Source organism: Sorangium sp. So ce128 (assembly GCF_051525245.1).
In the GTDB taxonomy this organism is placed as follows: domain Bacteria; phylum Myxococcota_A; class Polyangia; order Polyangiales; family Polyangiaceae; genus Sorangium; species Sorangium cellulosum_B.
Genome location: NZ_CP150313.1, coordinates 2,488,534 through 2,505,425 on the forward strand (window position 1 = coordinate 2,488,534; position 16,892 = coordinate 2,505,425).

General features: G+C 73.8%; 9 protein-coding genes. 5 read left to right on the forward strand and 4 right to left on the reverse strand.

Annotation, left to right across the window (positions count from 1 at the left end):
- Positions 1-9: 9 nt before the first annotated feature.
- On the forward strand, positions 10-1,878 hold the full coding sequence (locus WME82_RS09705; protein ID WP_438042590.1) for a DinB/UmuC family translesion DNA polymerase: 1,869 nt from the start codon (positions 10-12) through the stop codon (positions 1,876-1,878).
- Positions 1,875-5,162, forward strand: a complete 3,288-nt coding sequence (locus WME82_RS09710) for an error-prone DNA polymerase (RefSeq protein ID WP_438042591.1) — start codon at positions 1,875-1,877, stop codon at positions 5,160-5,162. Before WME82_RS09705 ends, WME82_RS09710 begins: the two co-directional genes overlap by 4 nt.
- Positions 5,163-5,272: 110 nt before the next feature.
- Here WME82_RS09710 and WME82_RS09715 read toward each other — a convergent pair whose 3' ends face one another.
- The 3 genes from WME82_RS09715 to smc form a co-directional block, all read right to left on the reverse strand.
- On the reverse strand, positions 5,273-6,922 hold the full coding sequence (locus WME82_RS09715; protein ID WP_438042592.1) for an ATP-binding protein: 1,650 nt from the start codon (positions 6,920-6,922) through the stop codon (positions 5,273-5,275).
- Positions 6,923-7,096: 174 nt separating this feature from the next.
- Positions 7,097-7,657, reverse strand: coding sequence for a hypothetical protein (locus WME82_RS09720; protein ID WP_438042593.1), 561 nt, complete (start codon positions 7,655-7,657; stop codon positions 7,097-7,099).
- A complete protein-coding gene (smc, locus tag WME82_RS09725) occupies positions 7,654-11,259 on the reverse strand; it encodes a chromosome segregation protein SMC (RefSeq protein ID WP_438042594.1) in 3,606 nt (1,201 codons plus the stop codon). Before smc ends, WME82_RS09720 begins: the two co-directional genes overlap by 4 nt.
- A 263-nt stretch (positions 11,260-11,522) precedes the next feature.
- Between smc and WME82_RS09730 the strand changes: the two genes are divergently transcribed.
- The 3 genes from WME82_RS09730 (at position 11,523) to WME82_RS09740 (ending at position 14,116) form a co-directional block, all read left to right on the forward strand.
- A complete protein-coding gene (locus WME82_RS09730; protein WP_437870045.1) occupies positions 11,523-11,861 on the forward strand; it encodes an FmdB family zinc ribbon protein in 339 nt (112 codons plus the stop codon).
- Between the two features lie 123 nt (positions 11,862-11,984).
- The gene (locus tag WME82_RS09735; RefSeq protein WP_437745199.1) at positions 11,985-13,079 is read left to right on the forward strand and encodes a bifunctional chorismate mutase/prephenate dehydratase; all 1,095 of its coding nucleotides are present in this window, start codon (positions 11,985-11,987) and stop codon (positions 13,077-13,079) included.
- Positions 13,079-14,116 (forward strand): hypothetical protein, encoded by a 1,038-nt coding sequence (locus tag WME82_RS09740; protein ID WP_438042595.1) that lies wholly within the window; start codon positions 13,079-13,081, stop codon positions 14,114-14,116. The genes WME82_RS09735 and WME82_RS09740 overlap by 1 nt, the downstream gene beginning before the upstream one ends.
- A gap of 1 nt (position 14,117) precedes the next feature.
- Here WME82_RS09740 and WME82_RS09745 read toward each other — a convergent pair whose 3' ends face one another.
- A complete protein-coding gene (locus tag WME82_RS09745; RefSeq protein WP_438042596.1) occupies positions 14,118-16,841 on the reverse strand; it encodes an ATP-dependent RNA helicase in 2,724 nt (907 codons plus the stop codon).
- Positions 16,842-16,892: the final 51 nt, after the last annotated feature.

Here is a 16,892-nt window from a genome sequence, read left to right on the forward strand (position 1 = left end):
GGAGAGGCGATGGCGGTGAGGCGCATTGTGGCGATCGTGCTCCCGCAGCTCGCGTGCGAGCTGGTGAAGCAGCGTGGGCCGGTCTCGCCGAGCGGGAAGGCGCCGCTCGCGGTGATCCTCGGTGGCGAGGATGACCGCCGCGCGGCGCTCGCGCTGCAGCCCGAGCGCGAGCCGCAGGCGCCGGCGGCGGTGATCGACGTGGTCGACGACGAGGCGAGGCGGTACGGGGTGAGGCCGGGGCAGAAGGTCGTCGAGGCGGCGGCGCTGGTCGCCCACCTCGCGATCCACCGGGTGACGTTCGCCGAGATCGACGCGGCGCTCGGCCGGGTCGCCGAGGTGGCGCTCGGGCTCGGGGCGACGGCGGCGATCCAGCTCGGCGAGCAGGGCGCCCCGCGCGCCGGCGCGGCGCGGGCGAGCCGCGCTCCCGAGCGCGCCGCGAGCGAGGCGCGGAGCCCCTGGGGCGACGGCCCGTACGACACGGTGTGGCTGGACATCACCGGGGCGTCGCACCTCGTCGGCGGCGAGGAGGCGCTGCTCGGCGAGCTCGGCGAGCGCGTCGCGGCGCTCGGCCACCGGGCGCGGCTCGCGATCGCCGACGGGCCGCGGCTCGCGCAGGCGCTCGCGCGCTTCGGCGCGCACGCGGACGGCGGGGGAGGGGCGGAGGCCCCGATCGCGCCGCCGGGCAAGGGGGCGCAGGCGATCGGGCCCTTGCCGGTGCAGGCGCTCCCGGTCGAGCGCGAGGTGGCGAGCTTCCTCGTCCGGCTCGGCGTGCTCCGCGTCGAGGATCTCGCGCGCCTTCCGCGGGCGCAGGTGGCGGCGCGGCTGGGTCCGCGGACGGCCGACGTGATGGAGCTCCTCGCCGGCCGCGATCCCGTGCCGCTCCTGCCGTTCGAGGTGCCCCGGCTGCTCGAGGAGGAGGTGCTCTTCGACGAGCCGATCGAGAGCGCCGAGTCGCTCCTGTTCGTGCTGCGCGGCATGACGTCGCGGATCGCGTCGCGGCTCGCCGCGCGCGGGGAGGCGTGCGGGCGGCTCAACGTGGCGATCGCCTACGATCGCTCGATCGCGCGGCTCCGCCTCGGCGAGCGCGAGGACGACGGCGCCGCCGCGGCGCTCCTGGAAGACGACGGGCGCGGCCCTTCGCTGCGCTTCCACGTCGACATGCCGGTGCCCCTCTCGGACGCGGGCGATCTGCTCCGCCCGCTGAAGGCGAGGCTCGAGCGGATCGAGCTCGCGGCGCCCGCGGTGGGGGTCCACGTCATCGCCTCGCGCATCGCGCGGGCCCGCCGGGTGCAGCTCGATCTGTCGCGCGACCGGTCGGCCGATCCCGACAGCCTGCCGGCGCTCCTGGCCGAGCTCTCGGCGGAGATCGGCCAGGAGCGGGTGGGCATCCTGGAGATCGCCGACGCGCACCGCCCCGAGGCGCGCTCGCGGCTCGTGCCGGCCTCAGGCGAGGCGGCCATGACGCGCGCGTCCGCCGCAGCCCGCGCGCGCGCCGCGGCGGATCGGGGCGCGGCGGAGCAGGCGGGGGGCGCCGACGCGCCGGCGCTGGAGCCCGCGCGGCTCCTCGCGCAGCCGATCCCGCTCGGCCGGGTGGGGCGCGGGGCGATCGTGGCCGTCGACCGGCATCTTTACGCGATCGAGCGGCTCTCCTTCGTGATGCGGATCGACGCGGTGGAGTGGTGGACGCCCACGCCGGCGTCGCGCGATTACGCGCGCGCCTGGCTCGTCTCGGGCTCTCCGTCCGGCAAGGCCGCCCCGGCGCGCCTCGGCGAGCTGCGCCCTCCTCGAGACGGCGCGAGCGCGAGCTCCTGCGGCGAAGCGTGGATCTACGTCGACCGCGCGACGGGCGAGGCCTTCCTGCAGGGGTGGTGCGAGTGAGCGCCGGCGCGTCGGTCCCGTTCGTGGAGCTCTGCGGCCGCTCCTGCTTCTCTTTCCTGGAGGGCGCCTCGCACCCCGAGGAGCTCGTGCACCGCGCCAAGGAGCTCGGCCTCGAGGGGCTCGCGCTCTGCGATCGCGACGGGATCTACGGCAGCGTGCGCGCGCACACGGCGGCGAAGAAGGTCGAGCAGCGGGTGATCGTCGGGGCCGAGCTGACGCTGGGCGCGCCGCGCGGGGGCGCCGAGCGCGCGCCGGAGGTCCGGCCGTCGGTGGTCCTCCTGGTCGAGGACAGCGAGGGTTACGCGAACCTCTGCCGCCTGCTCACGATCGCGCACGCGGAGTGCGAGAAGGGGATGGCGAGCATCTCGGCGGAGGCGATCGCGGCGGCGCAGCGGGGCCTCTCCGCGATCGTGCCGCTCGATCCTCTCGTGCCCGCGGGCGTCTCCGGCGCGCTCCTCGGCACGCTGCGCGACGCGTTCGGCGAGCGCGCGCTCGTCGCGACCTGGAAGCACCTCGACCGCCGGGACGGCGAGCGCGTCGCGGCGGCCCTCGCGGCGGAGCGCCGCTACGGCCCCTGCGTGGTGGCGACGGCGCGCCCGCTCTATCATCACCCGTCGCGCAAGCCGCTCGCGGACGTGCTCGCGTGCATCCGGACCAAGACCACGCTCGATCAAGCGGGGACGCGGATCGCGCCGAACGCGGAGGCGTACGTGCGGTCCGGCGCGCAGATGGCGGCGCTGTTCCGCGATCATCCGGCCTGGGTCGCGCGCACGGTGGAGGTCGCGTCCCGCTGCCGCTTCTCGCTGTCCGAGCTCCGCTACAGCTTCCCGAGCGACGCCCTCTGCATGCCGGGGGAGACGTCGGATCAGGCGCTGCGCCGCCTCACCGAGGAGGGCTGCCGCGACCGTTACCCGGAGGGGGCGCCGCCTCCGGTGCGCGCGCAGATCGAGAAGGAGCTCGCCTTGATCGCGAAGCTCGGCGTGGCGCCCTATTTCCTCAGCGTGCAGCAGGTCGTGAAGATCGCGCGCGCGCGGCAGATCCTCTGCCAGGGCCGCGGGAGCGCGGCGAACAGCGCTGTGTGCTTCGTGCTCGGCGTGACGGCGGTGGACCCGGCCCGGTCGAGCCTGCTCTTCGAGCGCTTCCTGTCGGAGGAGCGCCACGAGCCTCCGGACATCGACGTCGATTTCGAGCACGAGCGCCGGGAGGAGGTGATCCAGGCGATCTACGAGATGTACGGGCGCGACCGGGCGGCGATGGTCTCGGAGGTGATCGCCTACCGCGGCAAGAGCGCGCTCCGCGAGGTGGGCAAGGCGTTCGGTTTCTCGGCGGATCAGGTCGATCGGCTGAGCGGCCTCGTGCTTCACCACGAGGCGGACATCACCGAGCAGCGGGTCAGCGAGGCGGGCCTCGATCCGGATGACGTGCGCGTCCGGCAGGCCGTGATGATGGCGAGCGCGCTCGAGGGCTTCCCGCGCCACCTCTCGATCCACGTGGGCGGCTTCGTGCTGTCGTCGGAGCCGCTGCATCAGGTGGCTCCGGTCGAGCCTGCGCGGATGGAGGGCCGCACGGTGATCCCGTGGGACAAGGACGATCTCGACGATCTCGGCTTCTTCAAGATCGACGTCCTGGCGCTCGGCATGCTGACGGCGATCCGCAAGGCGCTCGGGTTGATCCACTCGGACCGGTACGCCGGGCTCGCGGGTCCCTTGGTCCACGCGGCACGGGACCCCGCGTCCGCGGGTTCCTTGGTCGACGCGGCAGGGGATCCTGCGCCCGCGGCGGCCTCGCTCCACGCGGGCCGAGGCGCCGCGTTCGATCCGATCGCGGCGCTCGCGCAGATCCCGCCGGAGGACCCGGCTGTCTACGAGGCGATCGGCCGGGCCGACACGGTGGGGGTGTTCCAGATCGAGAGCCGCGCGCAGATGGCGATGCTCCCGCGGCTGAAGCCGAACAAGTTCTACGATCTGGTGATCGAGGTGGCGATCGTGCGCCCCGGGCCCATCCAGGGCGGGATGGTGCACCCCTACCTGCGCCGGCGGACGGGGCAGGAGCCGCCGGTGTCCCCGCACCCGTGCCTGGATCCCATCCTGGAGCGCACGCTCGGCGTTCCGCTCTTCCAGGAGCAGGTGATGCAGATCGCGATGGTCGGCGCGGGCTACACGCCGGGCGAGGCCGACCAGCTGCGCCGCGACATGGCGGCGTGGAAGAAGCACGGGCGCCTGGAGCGGCACCGCGGGCGGCTCATCCAGGGCTTCGCCGAGCAGGGGATCTCGGCGAAGTTCGGGGAGATGCTTTACCAGCAGATCCAGGGCTTCGGGGAGTACGGCTTCCCGGAGTCGCACGCGGCGAGCTTCGCGCTCCTCGTGTACGCGTCGGCCTGGCTCAAGGTCCACCACCAGGCGGCGTTCACCTGCGCGCTGCTCAACGCGCAGCCGATGGGGTTCTACAGCCCGTCGGCGCTGGTGCAGGACGCGCAGCGGCACGGCGTGGAGGTGCGGCCTGTGTGCGTGGTGCAGAGCGCGTGGGACGCGACCCTGGAGCCTTCCGCCGAGCCCTCGGCGGGCCCGGCGCTGCGCCTCGGCATGCGGCTCGTGAAGGGGCTCGGTGAGGCGGCCGTGGCGGCGATCGTGGCGGCGCGCGAGGAGGCGCCGTTCACGAGCCTCCCGGATCTCGTGAGGCGCACGGAGCTGAAGAAGAACGAGGTGGAGGCGCTCGCAGAAGCGGGCGCGCTCGCCGCGCTGGTGCCTGCCCGGAGAGAGGCGCTCTGGCGCGCGCGCGCCCCCCGCGTGGAGGGGTTGTTCGAGGGCGTTCCGATCGAGCAGGACCGGGACGTCGGGCTCCCTCCGCTCAGGCCGCTGGAGCAGCTCGCGCTGGACTACGGGCGCGTGGGTCTGTCGCTGCACGACCACCCGATGCGGCACGTGCGGCGGGCGCTCAAGCGGCGGCGCGGTGCCGGGCGCGTGCGGACCGCCGAGGAGATCAAGGCAGCGCGCGACGGGGAGAGCGTGCGGGTCGCCGGGATGGTGGTGGGACGCCAGCGGCCGGCGACCGCGAGCGGCGTGACGTTCATGACGCTCGAGGACGAGACCGGCGTGGTCAACGTCATCGTCCAGCGGCAGGTCTTCGCGGAGTACGAGCACGTGGCGAGGAACGCGGCGCTCTTGCTCGTCGCCGGGCGGATCGAGCGGCAGGGCCAGGTGATCCACGTGCTCGCGCGCGAGCTCGATCGGCTGGAGCTGCCCAGCGGCGAGGAGATCGCGCTCAAATCGCGCGACTACCGCTGAGGGCGCGCCGACGTCGCGCTCCCGGACCGCGGGGCGATCGGCGGCGCGTGAGGAGAGCTCGCGCGCTCGTCAGAGGGGCGGCGACGACCTCGTCGACGCGAGCGCGCTCGTCAGCGGGCGGCGACGACCTCGTCGACCAGCGAGAGCAGCGTCGCCGCGTCGAACGGCTTCAGGAGCAGCCGGGCGTTGACCTGCTGCAGGAACGCCTTGCTGCGCTCCGTGAAGGCGCCTCCGGTCAGGAACACGACACGGCGCTGCTGCTCGGGCGCGTACTCGGCAAGCGAAGTGTAGAAATCCATTCCCGTCATATCGGGCATCATGAGGTCGCACAGGATGGCGTCGTAGCGCTCTCCGGCGCGGATCCGGCTGAGCGCGTCGCGCGCGCTCGCGGTCGCGATCGTCTCGTGCCGTGGCTCGAGCGTCCCCGCGATCGCCCGCGTGAGCAGCGGCTCATCGTCGATGATGAGGACCCGCTGCCGCTGCGCCGCCTCCGGCGTGAGCGCGTCGAGGCTGCCGTTCTCGCACGGCCACCTCGACGCGCACGAGCCGGGCGCAGCGGAGGCGGGCGCCTCGCCGGCCGTGGCGGCGGGAAGGACGAGGCGGAACGTGCTCCCCTTGCCGGGGCGGCTGTCCACCTCGATCCGACCCCCCAGCGCCGTGACGATGGAGTGGCAGATCGCGAGCCCCAACCCGAGCCCTTCGCCAGCTTCCTTGCTCGTGTAGAACGGCTCGAAGATCCGCTCGAGCGACTCGGGCACGATCCCGGCGCCCGTGTCGCGCACCTCGACGACGACCGACCCCTCGGCGTCGCAGCGGGTCGAGAGCTCGATCTCGTTCTGCTCGGCGAGCCCCTCGGGGATGGCCTGCGCGGCGTTCACGATGAGGTTCAGGAAGGCCTGCGCGAGCCGCGGCTCGTTCGCCTGGACGGGCGGCACCTCCTGGAAGCTCCGGACGACGCGGGCGCGGTGCCGGATCTCGTTCATCGCCATGTGGACGCAGGAGTCGAGCACCCGCCGGGGGTCGACCGGCCCGCGTCGGTCCTCCTCGGCGCGCGAGAAGCTGTGGAGATCGCGCACGATGAGCCGCACCCGCTCGGCGCCCTCGCGCGCGTCCTCCAGCAGGCTCAGCACGTCGGAGAGCTCGCTCGATGGAGCGCGGCCGTCGCCGTGAGAGCGCGCCCAGGGGCCGCCGCGCGCAGCGCTATTCCGGCGATCGAGCGAGCCGATGCGCCGGATGGCCGCGTCGACGTTCGTGATGACGAACGCGAGGGGGTTGTTGATCTCGTGGGCGACGCCGGCGGCCAGCGTGCCGACGCTCGCCATGCGGCCGGCGCCGACGAGGCGGGCCTGCGTCTGCGCGAGCGCCTGGCGCGAGGCGGCGTCGCGCGCGGCGCGCTCCCGGACGACGGAGAGCCGCGCCCGGGGGCCCGCGCCGTCGCCGCCCGCGAGCAGGAAATCGCTCGCGCCGGCCGCGAGGATGCCGTCGATGTCCCCGTCGCGCTCGGTGATCGCGAGGACGAACACCGCATCGCCGCCGGGCTGCGCCCGCACGCGGCCGCAGAACGCGGCGGCGCTGGCGGGCTCGCTCCAGTCGACGGCGAGCACCGGCGGCGCCTCGCTCAGGCACCGCTCCAGGGCGCGCGCGGGATCGGAGGTGACGCCGACGTCCGGCACGTGACGTCGGATCAGCGCTTCGAATCGCTCGCTCGCCGCGGCGCGCCCGCGGAGGAGCAGGATGGCGGCCGGCTCCGCGCAGCCCATCGACGTCCTCTCAGCTGTCCTTCGAAGACCCGTTTCAGGAGTCCTTCGAAGATCCTTTACCGCATCTCCATCCCGGCGTGCAGGCATGGTGATCCGTTCCGCTGCGCCTGCCAGGCGCCTCGCCGGTCTCCTTCGAGCCGCGCGCCCGCCGGTCGGCTCGCCCGCTTCGCGCGGCTATCGAGGGCTGGCCGTCGCGTCGTCGTCCGGATCGCCGTCGTCGGCGACCCTCGTCGCGCCGTCCGTGAGCGGCGGGTACAGGCTCTCGACGAACTTCCCGGAGAGCCGCCCCGCGAGGTGTGCATCCATCCGCGCCATCGCCTCGCGCAGCCGATCGATCTCGGCCGAGAGCGCTGCCTTGAGCGGCTGGCGCTGCGCCTGTTCCATCCCGGCGAGCTCCGCCTCGGCCTCCGCAAGGCGCGCGCGCGCCGCGCCGCCCGCCTCGCCCGCGTCGGGTTCTCGGACCAGGTACTCCGCGACGCGCACGCGCCCGCGGTAGCGGACCCGCGTCCGCTCGAGGAAATCCCGGTACGGCTTCACCGCCCCGCTGAGCGCCTGCACCGCCGCCGCGAGCGCGCTCGCCTCGCCCTGGAGCGCCTCGCGATCGGCGCCGGAGAGCGCCGGGTTGTGCTCGACGTGGGCCTCGAGCGTCGCCAGCACCTCGCGGGCCCAGCGGAGGTGCCGGAGCCCCGAGGCGCCGCGCGACATGCGCCGCCCGGCCGCCCCGTCCGCGCTCACGCCACCGCCGCCGCCGGCGCCGCCTCGCGCTCCGGGCGCTTCGCCGTCTCGTTGATCTTCACGCTGACGAGCTTCGAGACGCCGGGCTCCTGCATCGTCACGCCGTAGAGCACGTCGACCGACTGCATCGTGCGCTTGATGTGCGTGATGAGGATGAACTGCGAGTGGCTCGTCATGCTCCGGATCCCCTCGTTGTAGCGGGCCACGTTCGCCTCATCGAGCGGCGCGTCGACCTCGTCGAGGATGCAGAACGGCGACGGCTTGAACTGGAAGATCGCGAAGATGAGCGACACCGCGGTGAGCGCCTTCTCGCCGCCGCTCATGAGCTCGATGTTCCCGAGCTTCTTGCCCGGCGGCTGCGCGAGGATCTCGATCCCCGTCTCCAGCATGTCGTCGGGGTTCGTCAGCCTGAGCTCCGCCTGCCCTCCGCGGAACATCTTGGGGAACAGCGCCTTGAAGCGCGCGTTGATGCCGTCGTACGTCGTCTTGAAGAGCCGCTTCGACTCGCGGTTCATCTGGGCGATCGCCTTCTCGAGGTCGTCGATCGCCTTCTCGAGATCGGCCTTCTGGCTCGAGTAGTACGTGTACCGCTCCTCGGCCTCGGCGTGCTCGCGCACGGCGTCGAGGTTGACGGGGCCCATGCGGTCGAGCAGCTCCGTCAGCTCCTGGATGCGCGCGCGGTGCGAGGCGTCGGCGGGCGGCCGCTTGTGGTAGTCGCCGACCACGCGGGCGAGCTCCAGCCCGCGGAAGCGCTCGCGCACCCCCTCGATGAGGTGGTCGTGCTCGACCCGCAGCCGCTCCAGCGCGAGCTCGTGCTTGCGGAGCCGCTCCGACACCTCGGCCAGCTCCTGCCGCAGCCCGCGCAGGTCGGCCTCGCGCACCCCGTGCGCCTGCCGCGCCTCGTCCAGCGAGCGCCGCGCCTCGGTCAGCGCGGCCTGCGCCGCGTGCGCCTCGGCGACGGCGCAGACCAGCGCCTCGCGCGCGATCATGATCGTCGCCGCGGCCTTCCCCGCGCCCACGGCGCTCTCCGTCCGCTCCTGGTCGAGCCGGGCGATCCGGCCCCGGAGCTCGTTGCACGACCGCGTGAGCCGCTCGACCGTGCCCCGCGCCGCCGCGGCGCGCTCGCGCACGCGCGCGAGCTTCACCTTGCGCTCGGTCACGACCGACTGCTGCCCGAGCACCCGCTCGCGCCACTCGGCCGCGACCTGCTCGGCGTGCTCGAGGCCGGCCGCCGCCGCCTCGCGCGCCGCTCGCCCCGCCTCGAGCTTGTCGCGAGCCGCTTGCTGCTCGCTCCCGCCGGCGTCGAGGTTGTCGGCGAGGTCCTCGAGCTCGGAGCGCACCACGCCCTCGCGCTTCTGCGCCGCGGCGAGCTGCTCCTCCGCCCGGCGGAGATCCTTCTCGGCCGTCACGAGGGCGAGCTCTCCCTCGTGCGCCTCGCTCCGCGCCCGCTCCAGCGCCGTCCCCACCTCGGTGATGCGCAGGCGGAGCTTCTGCTGCGCGTCGAGCAGGGCCGTCACCTCCTCCGACTTGGTCGCGACGAACTCGTGCAGCGCGCGCATCTCCCGCTTCTGCTCGATCATGCCGGCCGCGACCGCGTCGCCAGAGCCGCCGCTCACCACGCCGTCCTCGCGGAGGACGGTGCCGTCGAGCGTCACGAGCGTGCACCCCGCGCCCTCCGCCGCGAGCCGCGCCGCGACCTCGGCGGATGCGACGACCACCGCGTCTCCCACGAGCGCGCGCGCCAGCGCCTCGTCCTCGGGCGCGAAGACGAGCCGGTCCACGAGCGGCCCGAGCACGCCCTCCCCGCGCGGCGGCCGCCGCGCCGCGCCGGCCACGAACGAGGGCCGCGCCGCGATCACGCTCGCCCGCCCGCGGTTGTTCTTCGACAGATCCGCGAGCAGCGCGATCCCGCGCTCGACGTCGCTCACGACCGCGCACTGCAGCCGGTCCCCGAGCAGCCCCGCGAAGGCCGCGGTCAGCTCGGCCGGCGCCTCGATCCGGTCGGCCACGAGCCCGAGCAGCGCCGGGTCCTTGGTCTTGAGGAGGTTCTTCACCCCGGCGCCGACGCCCTCCAGCCGCGCGTGCAGCTCCTCGAGGGCGCGGAGCCGGTTGCGCCGCTGCCCGAGCTCGTTCTTCGCGTGCTCCACGGCGCGGTCGCTCGAGACCGCCTGCTCGCGCAGCGCCTTCATCTCTGCGTCGAGCCGCGTCCGCTCCTCCGCCGAGATCCGCTTCCCGTCGGCGAGCTCCGCCACGTTGCGCGTCAGCGACGAGCGCCGCCGCTCGAGCTCCTCCGACTCGTACATCAGCCGCCCGAGCTCGTCCTCGAGCTTCGCCCGCCGCTGGCTCATCTCCGTCATGCGCCGATCGAAGCCGGCGAGCGACGCCTCGGCGGCCGCGACCGCCGCGGTGGCCTCGGCGGCCCGTCGGCGCAGGGCGGCGACCTCGTGCTCGGCGGTCCGCTCTCCGTGGCGCAGCTCCTCGAGCCGCTCGTGCTGCTCGAGCGCGAGCTCGCTCTCCCGCGCCTCTTCCTCGTCGACGCCGGCGAGCTGCGCCTCGAGCTGCGCCTTCTCTGCGCTGAGCTCCTCGACCGTCTTCTCGAGCTCCCCCTGCTCCTTGGCCGCGGTGACGAGCCGCTCCTCGAGGTGCCGCAGGCGGTCGCGCGCCCGCGCGATCTCCGCCTCGTGGGTGCGCACCTGGTTGTCGGCCGCGAACGCCTCGTTCTGCGCGCGCTCGGCCCGCTCCTCACAGGCGAGGGCCTCGAGCCGGGTGACCTCGATCTCGGCCTCGCGCGCCGAGAGCGCCGTGCGCGACGCCTGCTCGCGCTCCGCGTGCGCGGCCCTGCCGAGCGACTCGTGCTGCGTGAGCACCGTGATCTCGAGGAGCTTGTGCGACGCCTCGTGGAGCACGAGGTCCTCCAGCTCCTTGCGGTAGTTGACGTACCGCTCGGCCTTGGCCGCCTGGCGCTTCAAGGACGCGAGGTTCCGCTGGATCTCGGAGACGATGTCCCCCACGCGGAGCAGGTTCTGCCGCGTCTGGTCCATCTTCTGCTCGGCCTGCTTCTTCCTGGCCTTGTATTTCGTGATGCCGGCGGCCTCCTCGATGAGCATTCGCCGGTCCTCGGGGCGCGCCGAGACGATGAGCCCGATCTTTCCCTGCTCGATGATGGAGTAGGCCTTCGTGCCGACGCCGGTGCCGAGGAAGAGGTCGGTCACGTCCTTGAGCCGGACCTGGGTCTTGTTGATGAGGTACTCGCTCGTCCCGTCGCGGAAGAGCCGGCGCGTCACCGCGATCTCCGCGTAGTCCCGGTACTCCAGCGGCAGCTGTGACGCCGCCGTCGGCTCGCTGTTGTCGAAGGTGAGCGTCACCTCGGCCATCCCGTGCTGGGCGCGGGTCTCGGAGCCGTTGAAGATGACGTCCGACATCGACTTGCCGCGCAGGTGCTTCGCGCTCTGCTCCCCGATCGCCCACCGGATGGCGTCGACGATGTTCGACTTGCCGCAGCCGTTGGGACCGACGATGCCCACCACGTCCGTATCGAAATGGACCACCGTCCGGTCGACGAACGATTTGAACCCGCTGATCTCGAGCTTACGAATGCGCATGACGTCCCCGGGACCGGCCGGGCGGGCTTAAACGTATCGTCACAGCACGCCACGTACCGTCACAACTGGCGTCTCGGGGTCTACGTGGGCTGGCGCCGCGCGGCAAGAGCGGAATCCTGGCTCCTCACGCGCACGGAGGACCAGGTCTTGCGCATCCCGCTGGTGCAGCGATGTCCGAAGCGCAAGGTGTGCTTCTGGCAGCCGCCTTGACAGGTGGCTAACGTGGCCATACTCCTCGGGTTGTTCCGAGGAGTAGAAACATCATGCCCACTTACGAGTACGCCTGCACATCTTGCGCGCATGAATGGGAGGCCGAGCAGTCCATCAAGGAGGCCGCGCTCTCGGAGTGCCCGTCGTGCCTCAACGCGACAGCCCGGCGGCAGATCTCGCGCGGCACGGGCTTCATCCTCAAGGGCAGTGGCTGGTACTCCGACCTCTACGCCTCGGGGTCGAACAAGCCGCCCGCGAAGTCGGACGGGGGGTCGGGCAGCTCCTCAGGGTCGGAGGGGGCGAGCTCGGACTCCGGGTCGAGCAGCGCCTCGCCGGCGAGCGGCAACACCAAGAGCGACTCCAGCGCGTCGTCCCCCTCCGCGGCGGCCTGACGCCAACTCGGCGAGCAGCGACGGGGGTGTGGCCAGCGCGGCGCAGCGCGCGGTGGCGCCGTCGTGGTGCGCCGGCAGTGCTGCGTGCCCACCGGCGCCGGGCGCGGTGCTAGGGTGCCCTGGATGGATGAGAGAAAGCGACTTGAGGAGCTCCGCCGGCAGCTCACGGAGCTGGATCAAGAAATCCTTCGCAGCATCGAGCGGCGGGCTCGCATCGCGCACGAGCTTGCCAAGTTGAGGACAGGCACGGCCCGGTTCGCCCCCACGGCCGACGCAGCCCACATGCAGGCGCTCGAGCGCGCCGCGACGCCGCCGTTCCCGCAGCGCGCGGTGCGGCCGATCTTCGTCGCCATCGACGCGGCCTCGCGCGCGTTCGAGGTCGCGCCCCGGGTGGCGTACCTGGGGGCCGAGGGCGACTATGGCTGGACCGCGGCGCACGATCACTTCGGGATCGGAGGCGAGTTCGTCCGCGCCGACAGCCCCCTCGCCGCCATCGAGGAGGTCGCGCGCTCGCGCGCAGACTTCGCGGTGGTCCCGTACGAGTCGTTCAAGGAAGGGCCGATCTTCCCGACGATCCAGGCGATCGGCGGCGCCGATCTCAAGGTGGTCGGCGAGCGCCAGCTGGTGCAGGCGCTCGACCTCGTGAACCGGACGGGCAACCTCGCCGACGTCGAGCGGGTGTACTCCTCTCCTCAGGACCACGTGGCCTGCGTGAACTACCTCGAGCTCCAGCACCCGCGCGCGCTGGTGCTCGACGTGCGGGGCCCGCAGGCCGCCTGGGATCTCGCGGCGGAGAACGAGGGCAGCGCCGCCATCGTCCCCCGCGGCTTCGCGGGCGGGCAGGAGCTCAGGGTCGCCCGCGAGAACGTCGGCGACGAGGGGGAGCTCCGGATCCGCTACGCGGTGCTGTCCCGGCTCCCGTCGCCGCGCTCGGGCCACGACGCCACGGCGGTCCTCTTCAGCGTCCACGATCGACCCGGCGGGCTCCACGACATCCTCCAGCACTTCAAGGAGCGCAGCTGCAACCTCCGGCGGGTCCACTCCCGCCCCGTGCCCGGCGAGGGCTGGGACTACGTGTTCTACGTGGAGGTCAGCGGACACACGACCGATCGGGCGCTCGTCGCGGCGCTCGAGGGCGTGAAGCGCGAGACGAAGATGCTGAAGATCATCGGCTCCTTCCCGCTGGAGCGCCCCGACCCGCCGCACGAGCGAGCTTGATGACGAGCGTGATGGTGCGGACGCTGTTCCATTCCCGAGGCGCTGCCGCCCTGCGCCGCGCGGCGGGCGCGATCGCGATCGCGGCGCTCGCCCTCCAGGCGCTCGGCGGCTGCGGCGGCGCCGACGACAGCCTCGCGCTGGTCGGCGGAGAGAAGATCGACGCGACGGCGATCGATCGCGACCCCCTGGCCGTCCTTCCGAGCGGCGCGGTGATGCTCGGATACCTCGACGCGGCGGCCATGTTCACGTCCGGCCTGGGAGGCGAGGTCAACCAGATCGTCACGAGCCTGCTCCCGCTGGGCCCCGAGTCGAACTTCGTCCCGTCGCGCGACATCGTGAAGGTCTACGGCGGTCTCTATGCCATGCAGGGCGCGGACTTCTGCGCCGTGATGCAGGGCAACTTCGACGTCGACGCGATCCGCCGCTCCGCCGACGCCAGGTCGGTCACCGTGATCGGCGCGCCGCTCGTGAAGACGCGCTACGCGGACAACGATCTCTTCACGGCCGGCAACGTCGGCTTCGTCGTGCTCACGCCGCACACGATCCTCACCGGCAACGAGACCGGGATGCGGCGGGCCCTCGATCGGCTCCGCTCCGGCAAGCTGACGCGCTCCGTGCCTTCGTGGATGGTCGAGCTGCTCGGGACCAAGGGAGCGTCGTTCGCCGTGGCCGGCGACCTCTCGAGCCAGGCGGCGGTCGCGTCTGCGGCGGGGCAGTTCCCCTTCCTCGCGGGGCTCCAGTACGTGCGCGTCATCGGCAACTTCCAGCCGCCCGGGGTCAACTTCGCCGGCGCCCTCACGTACACGGACCCGCAGAGCGCGGCGAACGGCGCCGTCGCGCTTCGCAACCTCGAGCAGATCGCCAGGATCGCGACGCTGCTCTCCTCGTGGGGCTTCGGCTACGGCTCGGTCCCTCCGATGCAGGTCGCGCAGCGCGAGAGCGACGTCGCGTTCACGCTGCCCCTCGGCGAGGGGATCGTGCGCATGCTCCTCCGCACGGTCGCCGACACGGTGCGGAGCGTGGCGCTCGTGCGCTGACTCAAGCCTTGCGGAGCGGCGCGCGCGAGGGCGGCGCGGCGTGGGCGGGGTCGTCCGGCCACGCGTGCTTCGGGTAGCGGCGGCGGAGCTCCTTCGCGATGGCGGGATAGTGGCGCGCCCAGAACCCCGACAGATCGGTCGTGACCTGCACGGGGCGCTGGTTCGGCGCGCACAGGTGCAGCACGACAGGCACCCGGCCACCGGCGACGCGCGGCCCCTCCGCCATGCCGAAGAAGTCCTGCAGCCGGGACGCGAGCGACGGCGGCGCGCCCGCCGCATACTCGAGGCGCGCCCGCCGGCCGCCGGGCAGGACGATCGACTCGGGGGCGAGCTCAGCGAGCGCTCGCGCCTTCGCGGGGCCCAGCGAGGCCTGCACGGCGCTCGAGAGATCGGCGTCGCGGAGCTCGGCGAAGCTCCTGCGCCCGTCGCAGAGCGCCTCGAGCGCGGCGAGCACCGCGTCCTCGCCCACGTCGGGTAGCGCTGCGTCGGGGCAGTGCGCGCGCACGAACGCGACCCGCAAGAGCCAGCTATCGAGGGCGTCGCCCTTCACGAACGCTCGCCACCCCTTCGCCCTCGCCTGCGCCGCGAGCTCCCGCGCCGCCGCTTCCGCCAGCGGACCGCCGGCGCCGGCGGCCGGCCGCGCCTCGTCGAGCACGAGGGCGTCGTACGACAGCCGGCGAACGACCTCGACGCGCTCCGCGGCGGCGTTCCACGTCGTCTCCGTCGTGTCCCGGATCGCGTCCGTGAAGAGGTCGAGCAGCCAGTCGGCCTCGATCGCGCTCGCCGCCCGGACGACCGTGCGCGCCGAGCGGCCCTCGCTGCGCTCCTCGATGTCGACCGCGACCACGAGATCGACCTCGTCGATGACGCTCGCCTCGGAGAGCGCGGCCGTCCCGCCGGCGGCGAGCACGACCTCCCGTCCGGTCCGACCCGTCGCGCTGGTCGGCCGGCGGAGGCGCCCGACCCGGTCGGGGTATCCGGAGAGGATCGCGATGCGCTGGGCGATCTCGCGCGCCTCGACGGTCTCCGGCGGCGCGGCGCTCCGGTGATCGGCGAGCCGCGAGAGCTGCTTGCGCGTCCGCTCCACGGTGAGCGCGCGCGCCGGGTCCACGCCCAGCCACCGCAGGCGGTCCGCCGCGAACCGCGCGCGATCCGCCTCCTCGAAGGCCTGGAGCGCGGCGAGCAGGTCGGAGCTGTGCCGCGCGTCGCTCCTCCGACCATGGGGCTCCCGCGCGCCCGACGGCGCGCCGAGGTCGCGCTCCGCGACGAGCGCCGCGAGCGTGCACCCGTCGCCGGCGACGCCTCGCCGCTCGGCCTCGACGATCATCCGCGCCTGGCGCGGGTGCGCCGGGAAGCGAAGCATCCGCCGTCCGGTCGGTGTCACGCGCCGCCCCTCGTCGAGCGCGCCGAGCCGCACGAGCAGCGCCTCGGCCGCGGCGAGCCCGGCGGCGGGCGGCGCCTCCAGCCACCCGAACGCCTCGAGATCCGTGACCCCGGCGGCGCAGAGCTCGAGCACCGTCTCCGCGAGGTCGAGCCGGCGGATCTCGGGCGCCTCGTGCTCCGGCCGAGAGGCGAGATCCCCGCGCGTGTAGAGCCGGAGGCAGCGGCCGGGCCGCGTCCGCCCGGCGCGCCCCGCGCGCTGCGCCGCGGAGGCGCGGGCGATGGGCGCGACGCGGAGCGTCGGCAACCCCGACCACGGCGCGTGCGCGGCCACGCGCGCGAGGCCGCTGTCGACGACCGCGACGACACCATCGATGGTCACGGAGGTCTCGGCCACGTTGGTCGAGAGGATGATCTTTCGCCGATCGGCAGGGCGCACCGCGCGGTCCTGCTCGGCCGCGGACAGCGAGCCGTGGAGCGGCAGGAGCAGCAGGTCCTCGCTCTTCGCGATGGCTGCGCACGCTTCCATCGCCCGCCTGATCTCCGCGGAGCCGGGCAGGAACACCAGCACGTCACCGTCGAGCCCCTCCTCGATGAGCTGCCGCACCGACGACGCGACAAGGCTCTCGAGCGTCCTGTCGCCCCAGTGCGCCGGGGCGCGGCGGTCGCCCGCGGCGTGCGTCGACGGGCTCACCCGGGCGCTCGGCAGGTACTCGATCGCGACGTCGAACATCCGCCCCTCGGCGCGCAGGGTCGGCGCCACCGAGGCCCCCGCCGCTGTGGTTTCGTGGCCGCGCTCGGCCTCGGCCGCCGGGGCGGGCTGCGCCTCCGGCCCGCCGAGGAACGCCGCGATCGGCCCGGCGTCGAGCGTCGCGGACATCACCACGAGGCGGAGATCGGGCCGCGCGCCGCGCTGCAGGCGCCGGAGCAGCGCGAGCGCGACGTCGCCGGCGAGGTGCCGCTCGTGGAACTCGTCGAGCACCACGGCGCTCACGCCCCGGAGCTCGCGATCGACGAGGAGCCGCCGCGTCAGCACGCCCTCGGTCACGAAGCGGACGCGCGTGGCCGGGCTGGACGCCTCCTCGAAGCGCATCGTGTAGCCCACGGTCTCGCCCACGCGCTCGCCGAGCTCTTCGGCCACGCGCCGCGCGGACAGGCGCGCCGCGAGCCGCCGCGGCTCGAGCACCAGGATCTCGCCGCGCTCCGCGAAGCCCGCGTCGAGCAGCGCGCGCGGCACGCGGGTCGTCTTGCCCGCCCCGGGCGGGGCCTCGAGCACCACGCTCGGGCGCGCGCGCAGGGCCGCGCAGAGATCGGGGAGGATCGGATCGATCGGCAGCGGCTGCATGGCTTCGGCGCTCTCCGCGCGATGGGCGCGCGGCAGCGGAGCCTAGCAATC

Excerpts from the sequence above, each read along its gene's own strand:
- WME82_RS09705 (WP_438042590.1), top strand. The coding sequence starts at position 10 with ATGGCGGTGAGGCGCATTGTGGCGATCGTGCTCCCGCAGCTCGCGTGC.
- WME82_RS09715 (WP_438042592.1), bottom strand. The coding sequence starts at position 6,922 with ATGGGCTGCGCGGAGCCGGCCGCCATCCTGCTCCTCCGCGGGCGCGCC.
- smc (WP_438042594.1), bottom strand. The coding sequence starts at position 11,259 with ATGCGCATTCGTAAGCTCGAGATCAGCGGGTTCAAATCGTTCGTCGAC.
- WME82_RS09730 (WP_437870045.1), top strand. The coding sequence starts at position 11,523 with ATGCCCACTTACGAGTACGCCTGCACATCTTGCGCGCATGAATGGGAG.
- WME82_RS09735 (WP_437745199.1), top strand. The coding sequence starts at position 11,985 with ATGGATGAGAGAAAGCGACTTGAGGAGCTCCGCCGGCAGCTCACGGAG.
- WME82_RS09740 (WP_438042595.1), top strand. The coding sequence starts at position 13,079 with ATGACGAGCGTGATGGTGCGGACGCTGTTCCATTCCCGAGGCGCTGCC.
- WME82_RS09745 (WP_438042596.1), bottom strand. The coding sequence starts at position 16,841 with ATGCAGCCGCTGCCGATCGATCCGATCCTCCCCGATCTCTGCGCGGCC.